The sequence below is a fragment of the Rubrimonas sp. genome, assembly GCF_036788415.1.
Lineage (GTDB): Bacteria > Pseudomonadota > Alphaproteobacteria > Rhodobacterales > Rhodobacteraceae > Rubrimonas.
The window spans coordinates 1-12,951 of the sequence record NZ_DAIQNN010000079.1 but is presented as its reverse complement, the minus strand read 5'-3'; the positions used below and the strand labels follow the sequence as shown (position 1 = coordinate 12,951).

General features: G+C 69.4%; 13 protein-coding genes. 12 read left to right on the top strand and 1 reads right to left on the bottom strand.

The window, feature by feature from the left end:
• The first annotated feature begins 101 nt into the window (after nt 1-101).
• The 9 genes from V7Q31_RS14510 to cybH all read left to right on the top strand — a co-directional run bounded on the left by V7Q31_RS14510 (nt 102) and on the right by cybH (nt 9,243).
• On the top strand, nt 102-239 hold the full coding sequence (locus V7Q31_RS14510) for a hypothetical protein (RefSeq protein WP_333834577.1): 138 nt from the start codon (nt 102-104) through the stop codon (nt 237-239).
• Between the two features lie 4 nt (nt 240-243).
• Complete coding sequence (locus tag V7Q31_RS14505; protein ID WP_333834576.1) at nt 244-1,185, top strand: tyrosine recombinase; 942 nt, start codon at nt 244-246, stop codon at nt 1,183-1,185.
• A 70-nt stretch (nt 1,186-1,255) separates the two neighbouring features.
• Nucleotides 1,256-2,074 (top strand): S49 family peptidase, encoded by an 819-nt coding sequence (locus V7Q31_RS14500; protein ID WP_333834575.1) that lies wholly within the window; start codon nt 1,256-1,258, stop codon nt 2,072-2,074.
• Between the two features lie 10 nt (nt 2,075-2,084).
• Nucleotides 2,085-2,297, top strand: coding sequence for a hypothetical protein (locus V7Q31_RS14495; RefSeq protein WP_333834574.1), 213 nt, complete (start codon nt 2,085-2,087; stop codon nt 2,295-2,297).
• Entirely contained in the window at nt 2,294-3,109 is an 816-nt protein-coding gene (locus tag V7Q31_RS14490; protein ID WP_333834573.1) for an SDR family oxidoreductase, read from the top strand. Before V7Q31_RS14495 ends, V7Q31_RS14490 begins: the two co-directional genes overlap by 4 nt.
• Before the next feature lie 339 nt (nt 3,110-3,448).
• Nucleotides 3,449-5,368, top strand: a complete 1,920-nt coding sequence (uvrC, locus tag V7Q31_RS14485; RefSeq protein WP_333834572.1) for an excinuclease ABC subunit UvrC — start codon at nt 3,449-3,451, stop codon at nt 5,366-5,368.
• Between the two features lie 223 nt (nt 5,369-5,591).
• On the top strand, nt 5,592-6,683 hold the full coding sequence (locus tag V7Q31_RS14480; RefSeq protein WP_333834571.1) for a hydrogenase small subunit: 1,092 nt from the start codon (nt 5,592-5,594) through the stop codon (nt 6,681-6,683).
• Nucleotides 6,683-8,476, top strand: coding sequence for a nickel-dependent hydrogenase large subunit (locus V7Q31_RS14475; protein WP_333834570.1), 1,794 nt, complete (start codon nt 6,683-6,685; stop codon nt 8,474-8,476). Before V7Q31_RS14480 ends, V7Q31_RS14475 begins: the two co-directional genes overlap by 1 nt.
• 11 nt (nt 8,477-8,487) lie before the next feature.
• Entirely contained in the window at nt 8,488-9,243 is a 756-nt protein-coding gene (gene cybH / locus V7Q31_RS14470) for a Ni/Fe-hydrogenase, b-type cytochrome subunit (RefSeq protein ID WP_333834569.1), read from the top strand.
• Nucleotides 9,244-9,292: 49 nt separating this feature from the next.
• Here cybH and V7Q31_RS14465 read toward each other — a convergent pair whose 3' ends face one another.
• Nucleotides 9,293-9,619, bottom strand: coding sequence for a TraR/DksA family transcriptional regulator (locus V7Q31_RS14465; protein WP_333834568.1), 327 nt, complete (start codon nt 9,617-9,619; stop codon nt 9,293-9,295).
• Nucleotides 9,620-9,961: 342 nt separating this feature from the next.
• Between V7Q31_RS14465 and V7Q31_RS14460 the strand changes: the two genes are divergently transcribed.
• Genes V7Q31_RS14460 through V7Q31_RS14450 form a run of 3 tightly spaced genes read left to right on the top strand, consistent with a single transcriptional unit; the run spans nt 9,962 to nt 12,763 of the window.
• A complete protein-coding gene (locus V7Q31_RS14460) occupies nt 9,962-11,320 on the top strand; it encodes a type II and III secretion system protein family protein (RefSeq protein WP_333834567.1) in 1,359 nt (452 codons plus the stop codon).
• Complete coding sequence (locus V7Q31_RS14455) at nt 11,307-11,936, top strand: OmpA family protein (protein WP_333834566.1); 630 nt, start codon at nt 11,307-11,309, stop codon at nt 11,934-11,936. Before V7Q31_RS14460 ends, V7Q31_RS14455 begins: the two co-directional genes overlap by 14 nt.
• Nucleotides 11,933-12,763 (top strand): tetratricopeptide repeat protein, encoded by an 831-nt coding sequence (locus V7Q31_RS14450; protein WP_333834565.1) that lies wholly within the window; start codon nt 11,933-11,935, stop codon nt 12,761-12,763. Before V7Q31_RS14455 ends, V7Q31_RS14450 begins: the two co-directional genes overlap by 4 nt.
• Nucleotides 12,764-12,951: the final 188 nt, after the last annotated feature.

Sequence of the window (12,951 nt, the reverse complement as noted above, 5' to 3'; positions counted from 1 at the left end):
AGCTCGCGTCTTTCGCGCGGCCTGTCCCGGGTGTACACGCGGCGCGGGCGCAGGTGAAGTGCGGCGCCCCGAGGGACGAGCGAGAAGGCGAGGCGAGGCGCATGGGACGGCTCTTGCGGTATCTGCTGGTTCTGGCGGTCCTCGCGGCGGCGGCGGGCGTGGTCTATGCGCTGGTCGCCGACCTGCCGCCGCCGACCGAGCGCGTCGAGATCGAGCTTCCCGCAGCCCCGCTGCGGTGACCGCATGGGCGCGCGGGCGGATTGGCGCGGGGCCTTTCTCGACGCGATCCGCGCCGAGCGCGGCGCGGCGGACAACACCGTCCTCGCCTACGCCCGCGATCTGGAGGATCTGAGCGGCTTTCTCGCCGGGCGCGGCGTGAGCGCGGGCGACGCGGCCCGCGCCGACGTCGAGGCGTGGCTCGCCGATCTCGCGGCGCGCGGGCTGGCGGACGCGACCCGCGCGCGGCGGCTCTCGGCGGCGCGCCGCTATTTCGCCTTCGCCTGCGCCGAGGGCTTTCGCCCCGACGACCCCGCGGCCCGCCTGAAGGGCCCCCGCCGGACGCGCCCGCTGCCGAAAGTCCCGAGCGTCGCGGATGTCGACCGCCTTCTTGAGGCGGCGCGCACGCGCTGGGCGGGGCCGCGCGGCGTGCGGGCGCTGTGCCTCGTCGAACTCCTTTATGCGACGGGGATGCGGGTGAGCGAGCTGGTCGCGCTTCCGGTTGCGGCGGCGCGGGGCGATCCGCGCGTGCTGCTGGTGCGCGGCAAGGGCGGGCGGGAGCGCCTGACGCCGCTGACCGAGCCGTCGCGGCGCGCGCTCGCCGCATGGCTGGAGACGCGCGACGCCGCCGAAAGCGCGCGCATGACTCGGGAGGGAAGAGGGGCGAAAGCCTCGCCCTGGCTGTTCCCTTCGGGCGGCCGCAGCGGACATCTGACGCGCGAGCGCATGTTCCAGATGATCCGCGCGCTGGCGGCGCAGGCCGGGCTCGACCCGACGCGGCTTTCTCCCCATGCGCTGCGCCACGCCTTCGCGACGCATCTGCTGGCCAACGGCGCCGATCTGCGGGCGATCCAGGAACTGCTCGGCCATGCCGACATCGCCGCGACCGAGATCTACGCCCATGTGCTGGAGGCACGGCTGCGCGAGGTCGTGGCGCTGCACCCGCTCGCGCGCGACCGGTCGGCCTGACGCCGCCGCCCCGGGATCGTCGCGGCGAAACGGTTTGCCAAGCGCCTGCGCCCCGCTTACCTAGCCTGCCATGAAAGCTCCGCTCGACCGCCTGAAATCGCTGTTCGTCCCCGCGCCGACCGTCGCGGTGATCCGCCTCTACGGCGCCATCGGGATCGGCGGCCCGTTCGGCCGCAGCCTCGACGACGCCGGTCTCGCGCCGCTGATCGAACGCGCCTTCTCGGCGCGACGGCTCAAGGCGGTGGCGCTGGCGATCAACTCGCCGGGCGGCTCGCCGAGCCAGAGCGCGCTCATCGCCGCCCGCATCCGCCGGCTCGCCGACGAGAAGGGCGTCAAAGTCCACGCCTTCTGCGAGGACGTGGCGGCCTCGGGCGGCTACTGGCTCGCCTGCGCCGCAGACGAGATCTACGCCGACGCCAACGCGATCCTCGGCTCGATCGGCGTCGTCTCGGCGGGGTTCGGCCTGCACGAGGCGATCGCGCGGCTCGGCGTCGAGCGGCGCGTGCACACCGCCGGGGCCCGCAAGACACTGCTCGACCCGTTCCGCCCCGAGGACCCCGACGACGTCGCGCGCCTGCTGCGCATCCAGAAGGGCGTGCACGCCAATTTCATCGACCATGTGACGCGCGCGCGCGGCGGGCGGCTGAACGGCGACGAGGCGACGCTGTTCTCCGGCGACATCTGGCTGGCGGCGGAGGCGGAGCAGCTCGGCCTGATCGACGGAATCGGCCATCTGGTCCCGACGATGAAAAAGCTCTACGGCGACAAGGTCCGTTTCAGCGTCGCGGCCCCGCGCAAGTCGCTGTTGCAGCGGCTCGGCGCGCCCGGCGCGGCCGATATGCTCGCCGCAGTCGAGGAGCGGGCGATGCGCGCGCGGTTCGGGCTCTAGGGGGGCGGCGATGCTGCTGAAGCTCATCACGCTGATCGGAGTCGCGCTGGCGATCTGGAGCGCAGTGCGGCGGGCGATGGGCGGCGCACGCCCGGAGACCGGCGCGCCGCCTGCGCCGCGCGGCCCCGGCGGGGCCGTGCAGGAGATGACGCGCTGCCCGGCCTGCGGGGCCTGGGTAGCCCCGGATGCGCCCTGCGCCTGCCGCACGCCGCCGACGCCATGAGTTCGGAGGTCTCCGGCCCCGGCCTGCGCCCCGGCGCGGCCCTTGTCACGGGGGCGGCGCGGCGGATCGGGCGGGCGCTCGCGCTCGATCTCGCGGCGCAGGGCTGGGCCGTGGCGATCCATTGCAACGGGTCGGAGGCTGAGGCGCAGGCGACGGCCTCTGAGGCCCGCGCCGCGGGAGCGCCCATGGCGGCGGCGGTGCGGGCCGATCTGCTCGACCGCGGCGCCGTGGACGACCTCGTCGGGCGCGCGGCGCGGGCGCTGGGCGCGCCTCTGACCCTGCTCGTCAACAACGCCTCGATCTTCGAGCGCGACTCGCTGTCCGACGCGACGCGCGAGAGCTGGGACCGCCATATCGACAGCAATCTCTGGGCGCCCTTCCGCCTGACGCAGGCTTTCGCCGCGCAGGCGCCCGAAGCCGGAACCGACGCCGAAGGGCTGCCGGTGGCGCGCGCCTGCGTGGTCAACATGATCGACCAGAGGGTCTGGAAGCCGACGCCGGAATTCATGACCTACACGATCGCCAAGATGGGCCTCTGGGCCTTCACCCGCACGGCGGCGCAGGCGCTCGCCCCGCGCATCCGCGTGAACGCCATCGGTCCCGGGCCGACGATTCAGGGCGAGCGGCAGACCGCCGAGCAGTTCGCCCGACAGCGCGGCGCGACGTTGCTGCGGCGCGGCGCGGGGCCGGCGGACATGGTCGCGGGGCTGCGCTACATCTTGTCGGCGGATGCGCTGACGGGGCAGATGCTCGCGCTCGACGGGGGGCAGCATCTCGGCTGGCGGACGCCGGATGTGCTCGGCGTCGAATAGGACCTATGTCGTATTGCCGCGAATCGAACGGCTCTGCGGTTAGCAAAAACGCCGTACGGCGCAAGGCGTCTTTTCCACTTGACGCAAATCCGTCGCAACTCGGTTGCGAATCTGTGTTCTTCACCAGCAGTTTACCACGCGACCATAAAATTTCCCATTCGGAACAGTAGCTTGGAAAATTGCTGTTTTTTTGTGCAGCGCCTGAAACCACTTGGACGCCCGGCGAGATTCGGGCCTTCCCCACATTGGCCCCCAGAGTTTTCCACAGCTTCCGGGGATGGAGTTTCACTTGCGGACGATGCGCGACTCGGCTAAGCGCGCCCACGCTTCGGAGGGATGATGTCCGAACCCGGAACCCCGTTCGGCTTCGAGGAGGAAGGCGCCGTCTATGGCGGCCCGAACGACGCCGCGCCGCCGCAGACCGGGGCCGAGATCATCCGGGCCTACCTGCCTAGCCTGCCCGACGCGCCCGGCGTCTACCGCATGCTCGACGCGCGGTCGGGCGTCCTCTACGTCGGCAAGGCGCGCAGCCTGCGCAAGCGCGTGGCGAACTACGCGCACGGAACAGGCCACTCGACCCGCATCGCCCGGATGATCGCGGCGACCGCCGCCATGATGTTCGTGACGACCGCCACCGAGACCGAGGCGCTGCTGCTCGAAGCCAACCTCATCAAGCAGCTGAAGCCCCGCTTCAACGTGCTGCTGCGCGACGACAAGAGCTTTCCGCATATCCTGATCGGCGGCGACCACCCGTTCCCGCAGTTGCGCAAGCACCGCGGCACGCGCGCCACGTCCGGGCGCTATTTCGGCCCCTTCGCCAGCGCGGGCGCGGTGAACCGCACCATCAACACGCTGCAGAAGGCGTTCCTGCTGCGCACCTGCCGCGACAGCGTGTTCGACGCCCGCACCCGGCCGTGCCTGCTTCATCAGATCAAGCGCTGCGCCGCTCCTTGCGTCGGGCTGATCGACCGCGAGGCCTACGCCGCCCTCGAGGACGACGCGATCCGCTTCCTCGAAGGGCGCTCGACCAAGGTGCAGGAGACGCTCGCCGCCGAGATGGCCGAGGCGGCGCGCAACATGGAATACGAGCGCGCCGCCGCGCTCCGCGACCGCATCCGCGCGCTGACCGCCGTGCAGGCCAATCAGGACGTGAACCCCGAGGGGGTGGACGAGGCCGACGTCGTGGCGCTGCATCAGGAGGGCGGCGAGGCCTGCGTGCAGGTGTTCTTCTTCCGCGCCCATCAGAACTGGGGCAACCGCGCCTATTTTCCCCGGACCGGCGCGGGCGCCGAGCCCGAGGAAATCCTCTCCGCTTTCCTCGGTCAGTTTTACGGCGGCAAGGCCCCGGCCCGGCTGATCCTGCTGAGTCATGATCTGCCGGAGGCGGAGCTGATCGGCGAGGCGCTGTCGGTGACGGCGGGCCGCAAGGTGAGCATCGCCACGCCGAAGAAGGGCGAAAAGCGCGATCTGGTGCTGCATGCGCTGCGCAACGCCCGAGAATCGCTCGCGCGCAAGCTCGCCGAGAGCGCCAGCCAGGCGAAGCTCCTCGACGCGCTGGCCGACGCCTTCGGGCTGGACGGGCCGCCGCGCCGCATCGAGGTCTACGACAACTCCCACATCATGGGGACGAACGCCGTCGGCGCGATGGTGGTGGCGGGGCCGGACGGCTTCGAGAAGTCGCAGTACCGTAAGTTCAACATCCGCTCGACCGAGCTGACCCCCGGCGACGATTTCGGGATGATGCGCGAAGTGCTGACCCGCCGCTTCTCCCGCCTCGCGCGCGAGGACCCGGACCGCGAGAAGGGCGACTGGCCCGACCTCGTGCTGATCGACGGCGGGGCGGGGCAGGTCTCGGCGGCGCTGGCGGCGCTGGAGGAGCTTGGCGTCGAGGATGTCGCGCTGGTGGGCGTCGCCAAGGGCGAGCAACGCGACGCGGGCAAGGAGGAGTTCCACGCGCCGGGCCGCCGCCCCTTCGCCCTGCCGCACCGCGACCCGACCCTCTATTTCGTGCAGCGCCTGCGCGACGAGGCGCACCGCTTCGCCATCGGCGCGCATCGGGCCAAGCGGGCCAAGGCGACGACGGCGACGCCGCTCGACGAGGTTCCGGGCGTGGGCCCCGCCCGCAAGCGCGCGCTGCTGGCGCATTTCGGCTCGGCGAAGGCGGTGGCGCGGGCGGGCGTGGAGGACCTTACGAAAGTCGAGTGCGTGTCGCGGAAGATGGCCGAGGCGATCCACGCATTCTTCAACGGCGGCGCCTGAGCGCGATCGCGCTCCGGTCAGGCGGCGACCACCGACCAAAGCGCTGGTCAGGCGACTTCCGGTATTTCAGGGGCCGGAAAGCGCGCGACCTGCGCACCAGCGCGCAGGCTGCGGCAACCATCTGCGAAATCGGAGAGAAATCCATCTGGCATGGCCGATGCATCAAGCCTCCCAGCAGCAACGCGCCGCGAACCGGCGCAGCGAGGGGGAGGGGCGCAGGCGCATGGCCCAGATGGAGACCTTCTACGAGGTGATGCGGCGGCAGGGGATCACCCGCCGCAGCTTCCTCAAATACTGCTCGCTGACGGCGGCGGCGCTCGGCCTCGGGCCGGCCTACGCGCCGCGCATCGCGCACGCCATGGAGACCAAGCCGCGCACGCCCGTCATCTGGGTCCACGGCCTCGAATGCACCTGCTGCTCCGAAAGCTTCATCCGCTCGGCGCATCCGCTGGTGAAGGACGTCGTGCTGTCGATGATCTCGCTCGACTACGACGACACGCTGATGGCCGCCGCAGGCCACGCCGCCGAAGCCGCGCTCGAGGACACGATCCGCCGCTACAAGGGCAACTACATCCTCGCCGTCGAGGGCAATCCGCCGCTCAACGAGGACGGAATGTACTGCATCGTCGGCGGCAAGCCGTTCCTCGACCAGCTGAAACACGCCGCCAAGGACGCGAAGGCCATCATCAGCTGGGGCGCCTGCGCCTCGTTCGGCTGCGTGCAGGCCGCCGCGCCCAATCCGACCCAGGCGGTGCCGGTGCACAAGGTCATCACCGACAAGCCGATCATCAAGGTGCCGGGCTGCCCGCCGATCGCCGAAGTGATGACCGGCGTGATCACCTACATGCTGACCTTCGACCGGCTGCCCGAGCTCGACCGGCAGGGCCGTCCGGCGATGTTCTACGGCCAGCGCATCCACGACAAATGCTACCGCCGCCCGCATTTCGACGCCGGCCAGTTCGTCGAGAGCTGGGACGACGACAACGCGCGCAAGGGATTCTGCCTCTACAAGGTCGGCTGCAAGGGTCCGACCACCTACAACGCCTGCTCGACCATCGGCTGGAACGAGGGCGTGAGCTTCCCGATCCAGTCCGGCCATGGCTGCATCGGTTGCTCGGAAGACGGGTTCTGGGACAAGGGATCGTTCTACGACAGGCTGACCGACATCAAGGCCTTCGGAGTCGAAGCCAACGCCGACCGGATCGGCGGGGTCGCGGCCGCGGGCGTCGGCGGCGCCATCGCCGTGCACGCGGCGATCACCGCGCTCAAGCGCGCCCAGCGCAAGACCGACGCTTCGCATGGGGAGAACCACTGATGGGCCTGACCACGCCGAACGGCTTCGACCTCGACAATTCGGGCCGCCGCATCGTCGTCGATCCGGTGACCCGGATTGAAGGCCACATGCGCTGCGAAGTGAACGTGGACGATCAGGGGGTGATCCGCAACGCGGTCTCCACCGGCACGATGTGGCGCGGGCTGGAGGTGATCCTCAAGGGCCGCGACCCGCGCGACGCCTGGGCGTTCACCGAGCGCATCTGCGGCGTCTGCACCGGCACCCACGCGCTGACGAGCTGCCGCGCGGTCGAGGACGCGCTGGGGATCGAGATCCCCGAGAACGCCAACTCGATCCGCAACATCATGCAGCTGAACCTGCAGGTGCATGATCATATCGTGCATTTCTACCATTTGCACGCGCTCGACTGGGTCAACCCGGTCAACGCGCTGAAGGCCGACCCCAAGGCGACGTCGGAATTGCAGCAGGCAGTCGGGCCGAACCATCCGATGTCCTCGCCCGGCTATTTCCGCGACGTGCAGAACCGGCTCAAGAAATTCGTGGAATCGGGCCAGCTCGGCCTGTTCAAGAACGGCTACTGGGACAATCCCGCCTACAGGCTGCCCCCCGAAGCCGACCTGATGGCGACTACCCATTATCTTGAGGCCCTCGACCTCCAGAAGGAGATCGTCAAGATCCACACGATCTTCGGCGGCAAGAACCCGCATCCGAACTGGCTGGTCGGCGGCGTGCCCTGCCCGATCAACGTCCATTCGACCGGGGCGGTCGGCGCGATCAACATGGAGCGGCTCAACCTCGTCGCCTCGATCATCTCGCTGTGCAAGGACTTCGTTGAGAACGTCTATCTGCCGGACCTCGCGGCGATCGGCTCGTTCTACAAGACCTGGCTGCATGGCGGCGGGCTGTCGAGCAAGGCGGTGATGGCCTATGGCGACATCCCCGACCGCGCCAACGACTGGTCGGCGGAGAACATGATGATGCCCCGCGGCGTCATCGTGAACGGCGACCTCTCCACCATCCACGAAGTCGATCTGCGCGACCCCGAGCAGATCCAGGAGTTCGTTCCCCACAGCTGGTACGCTTACGGCGACGAGGCCAAGGGCCTTCACCCGTGGGACGGCGTGACCGAGCCGAAATTCGCGCTCGGCCCTAACACCGTCGGCACGAAAACCGACATTAAGGAAATCGACGAGGCCGCGAAATACTCGTGGATCAAGGCGCCGCGCTGGCGGGGCCACGCCGTCGAAGTCGGGCCGCTGTCGCGCTACGTCATCGGCTACGCGCAGGGAAAACCCGAGTTCAAGGAGCCGGCCGAGCGCCTGCTGCGCCAGCTCGACCTGCCGCTTCAGGCGCTGTTCTCCACGCTCGGCCGCACTGCGGCGCGCGCGCTCGAGGCCAGCTACTGCGCCGACCTCCAACGCTATTTCTTCGACAAGCTGGTGACCAACATCCGCAACGGCGACGAGAACACCGCCAACGTCGCCAAGTGGGACCCGTCCTCATGGCCGAAGGAAGCCAAGGGCGTCGGCTTCACCGAAGCGCCGCGCGGGGCGCTGGGGCACTGGATCGTCGTCAGGAACGGCAAGATCGACAACTACCAGTGCGTCGTGCCGACCACCTGGAACGGCTCGCCGCGCGATGAGCAGGGCAATATCGGGGCGTTCGAGGCGTCGCTCCTGAACACGCCGATGGAGCGGCCCGACGAGCCGGTCGAAATCCTGCGCACGCTGCACAGCTTCGACCCCTGCCTCGCCTGCTCGACGCATGTGATGTCGCCCGAGGGCGACGAGCTCGCCCGCGTCACGGTCCGCTGAGGGAGGGGGCTATGTCCGTCGCAAAGTCCATCGTCCCCCCACCGGGGGCGGCGCTGCCGGCCGACGCCGCCGGCCCGACCGTGCGCAGCGCGACCAAGCTGACCTCGGTCTATGTCTACGAGGCGCCGGTGCGGATCTGGCACTGGGTCAACGCCGCGTCGATCGTAATGCTCTGCGTGACCGGCTATCTGATCGGCAAGCCGCTCCCCTCGCTGGGGGGAGAGGCGTCGGACAGCTTCCAGTTCGGCTACATCCGCGCCGCCCACGTGATCGCGGGCTACGTGCTCGCGATCGGGTTCTTCGCGCGGATGTACTGGGCGGTGGTGGGCAACCACCATGCGAGGCAGATCTTCTGGCTGCCGCTTGCGAACGCCGAGTGGTGGCGGGAGGTGTGGTTCGAGCTGCGCTGGTATCTGCTGCTGGAGAAGCGGCCCAAAAAGTATATGGGCCACAACCCGCTGGCGCAGCTCGCGATGTTCTTTTTCATCACGCTCGGCTCGCTGTTCATGATCGCGACGGGCTTCGCGCTCTATGCGGAAGGACAGCAGCAGGGCGGCTGGGCCGATCTCGCCTTCGGCTGGGTGATCCCGCTCTTCGGCTCCAGCCTCGACGTGCACAACTGGCACCGCCTGGGCATGTGGCTCATCATCATCTTCACGATGATCCACATGTACGTCGCGATCCGCGAGGACATCATGTCCCGGCAGTCCATCGTCTCGACGATGATCTCGGGGCACCGCACCTTCAAGGACGACGATCCGGACTGAGGTTTTTCGGGGGCGCGCGCCGCGCGCCCACTTCACCGCGCGCGACGGCTCAGGCGCATTTCGCGCAGCGCGGCGCGTGGGGCACGATGTCCAGCCGCGCCGCCGGGATGGGGTTCCCGCAGTTGACGCAATAGCCGAACTCGCCCTCGTCGATCCGCTCCAGCGCCGCGCGGATCATCCGGATTTCCTGCACCCCCGCCGCGCCGAGGCTTTCGAGCACTTCGTCGCCCTCGCGCTCGGTCGCGCGCTCGGAGAAATCTGGGTTGGGCTCGGCTTCGAGCGCGTGCTCGATCCCGTGCAGGCGGTGCTCGAGTTCGGCCAGCCGGGCGCGCAGGCGCGGCTCGTAGAGCGCCGGATCGACGGCGGCTGTCTTCATCGTTTCCTCCCGGCGCTGTGCTCGCGCGGTCGGTCAGGCTAGAACGGTCGAGGCGGGCGCGACAAGAGGGCCGGTTCGCGAGCGGCGCCGGACACGTTGGCGAGGCCCGACGCTCAGCCGACCGGAACTCGCAGGCGACTAGGGGTTTTCGCCTTGGTCCGGACGACGGGCGTCGAGCGTCGCGCGACCTGTCGGAGCGGCTCAATCGCGCTCTGTCGCGTTAAGCGCGCGTTAACCTTCTTTTATCTACTAATGGTTGTGGGCTACAGAGTCTTGTGGCATTGTCCGTCTGTAGGGGTTCGCCTTCTCGCAGCGACTAGATGTTGTCGGAGACATGATGCGATGCGCCTTCTCGCGGTCATTTTGGCGGCGTCGCTCTGCGCCGCAAGCTGGGCTTCGGCTCAACAGAACGGGGTGCGCGTCGCCACGCGCGGCGCGCAGCGCGACGTTGCGGTGATGCTCGATCAGGCGGTGATCCTCGAAAGCGCCCGGTCCTTCTCGGAGCTTCAGATCGCCCAACCCGGGATCGCCGATGTGCAGCCCCTGTCGGACCGATCCATCTATCTGCTGGGACGCAGCATCGGACGGACGTCTCTGGCCTTGCTGGACGCGTCGGGGCGAGTGATCGAGAACTTGCGGGTGGTCGTGGAGCCTGACCTCTCAGAGCTCAAGCAGCGGCTGCGCGAACTGCTTCCGCGAGAGCGGGTCGAGGTTAGGGCCGCCGGCGACGGGCTGATCCTGTCGGGTTCGGTGGGCGGCGCTGCGGCGATCGACCGCGCGATGGCGCTCGGGCGCGCCTATGCCGGCGACAGGGTCACCAACCTGATGACCGTCGGCGCGATGCAGCAGGTGTCGCTGGTCGTCCGGCTCGCCGAGATGAACCGCACCGCCGCCAAGGAGATCGGCGTCAGCCTCGGCGCCTCGCGCACCGGCGACCCTTCCGTCGGCGTCGCGACGGGAGGGACCAACATCCTGCCCGGCGGCGGCGTCGACCTCCCCGCCTATACCGGCTTCGGCGCGCTGGGGACGCTGTTCTCGATCGGCGACAGCCTGCTGCTGGGCCTCCAGATCGACGCGCTCGAGACCAAGGGCTTCGCGCGCACGCTCGCCGAGCCGAACCTCGTGGCGCTCTCGGGCGGCGAGGCGGAGTTCCTCGCCGGCGGCGAAGTCCCCATTCCGTTGATCAACAACGACGGCGAAGTCGATGTCGAGTTCCGCCCCATCGGCGTGAGCCTCGCCTTCCGCCCGACAGTTCTGGAGGACGACGCGATCTCCATCGCCGTCTCGTCCGAAGTGGCCGACATCGACCCCTCGCTCGGCGCGCAGACGGCGGGCTTGTCGATCCCCGGCTTCACCGTGCGTCGCGCGACCACCCAGGTCGAGCTGCGCGACGGCCAGAGCTTCGCCATCGCCGGGCTCTATCAGGACGACTTCGCAGACACGGTGAGCCAGGTGCCATGGCTCGGCGAAATCCCGGTGCTCGGCGCGTTGTTCCGCTCGGCGGATTTCCAGCGCGGGGAGACCGAGCTGATCATCGTGGTGACGGCGCGTCTGGTGAACCCGGTCGAAGCCGCCGACGCTATCGCCACGCCCTTCGAGCGCGTTTCCCTCCCCAACGAGGCCGATCTGTTCCTGTTCGGGCGCACCGACGGACGCAGCGCGCCCGAGTTCGACGGACCCTATGGCTATGTTCTCGATTAGGCGCGCCTGTCTCGCGGCCCTCGCGGCTCTGGCCGTCCAGGGCTGCGCCCGCGAAATGGGCGTCCGCCCGGATAATCTCGAGATCGGGGCGTCGGCGCGCGCGATGCGCGAGTCGCGCCCTGGCGGCGCGGACGCGGCCCTGCTCGCTTCTCTGTCGCGCGACTTCGCGCAGAGCGTCCCGACAGGCGTGACCTTCGCCTTCGCCGACGCGTCGCTCGACGCGGCGGCCCAGACGGCGCTCGCCCAGCAGGCGGCCTGGCTGCTCGACAACCCCAAAGGCGCGATCCGGCTGACCGGTCATACCGACGCGGTGGGCGGCGAGCGCGCCAATCTCGCGCTCGGTCAGCGGCGGGCCGAGGCGGTCGCGCGCTTCCTGATCGCGCAGGGCGTGCCCGGCGTGCGGATCGCGGCAGTCGCCTCGCGGGGCGAGGCCGAGCCCGTCGTCCCGACCCCCGCGCGCGAGCGGGCCAACCGGCGCGTCGTCTCCGAGATCGCCTGGCTCGGGGTCGCTCCGCGCCCGGTGAGCGAGATGGACGGGGCCCGAGCGCAATTGGTCTACAACAACTATCAGACGTTGAGGAACATCGTCAGACCAACGAGGGAGGCCTCGGAATGACCTCGGGCAAAGCCGCGCTGCTGATCGCCGCTCTCGGCCTGTCGGCTTGTCAGAGCGTGTCCCAGTTCGCCGATCCGCTCGCCCCGGACATCGTGCGCGAGGCGGGTCTCGGCGAGCAGATCCTGAACTCCGGAGACCCGAACGGCGCGGTGCGCTATTTCGAGCGCGCCGCCGCCGCGACCCCGGACGACGTCGCGATGCAGCGCAGTCTCGCCATCGCGAACATGCGCGCCGGCGATCTGCGCGCCGCCGAGCGGGCAATGGACGCCGTTCTCGCCAGCGACGCCGCCACGCCGCAGGACCGGGTCGAGCGCGGCTTCATCGCCGTGAGGCTCGACGACTGGGAACGGGCCGGCGCCATGACCGCCGCGTTGCCGCCCGATCTCGACACCGCGCGCCGCGCGCTGCTTGAGGCGCTGGTGGCCGACCGCGCGCGCGACTGGTCCGCTGCGGACGCCGCCTATGCGCGCGCGCTCGCCGGCGCCGAGAACAAGGCGGCGGCCCTGAACAACTGGGGCGTGAGCCGACTGGCGCGCGGCGACGCGTCGGCGGCCATCGCGACGTTCGAGCGCGCGCTCGCGACCGATCCCAAGCTCTTCGCCGCGAAGAACAACCTCGCCATCGCCCGGGCGATGCGCGGGGACTACGCGCTGCCCGACGGGGTCGAAAGCGACCGCGAGCGCGCGGTGCTGCAGCACAACATGGCTCTCGTCGCGCAGCGCAAGGGCGATGCCGCAGAGGCCCGGCGGCTGCTCGAGCGCGCCATCGCCGCGCATCCGCAACACTATCGCGCCGCCGTTGAGCAACTCGCCGCTCTGGAGAATTGATCTGCGTGAAGTTGCTTGAAAAGACGCGAAATCGGGAAGAGCAAACTTGATCTTCTAAATTTGAATTGAAAATCATTTTACGCATTAATTTTTGTGGAACTCTCTCCTACTAAAGTCTGATCTGCCAGAGGGTGGCGTCGCGAGCGCAATCAGGATCGCGCAGCGGCCCCTCGGAGAGAGCCCCCCTG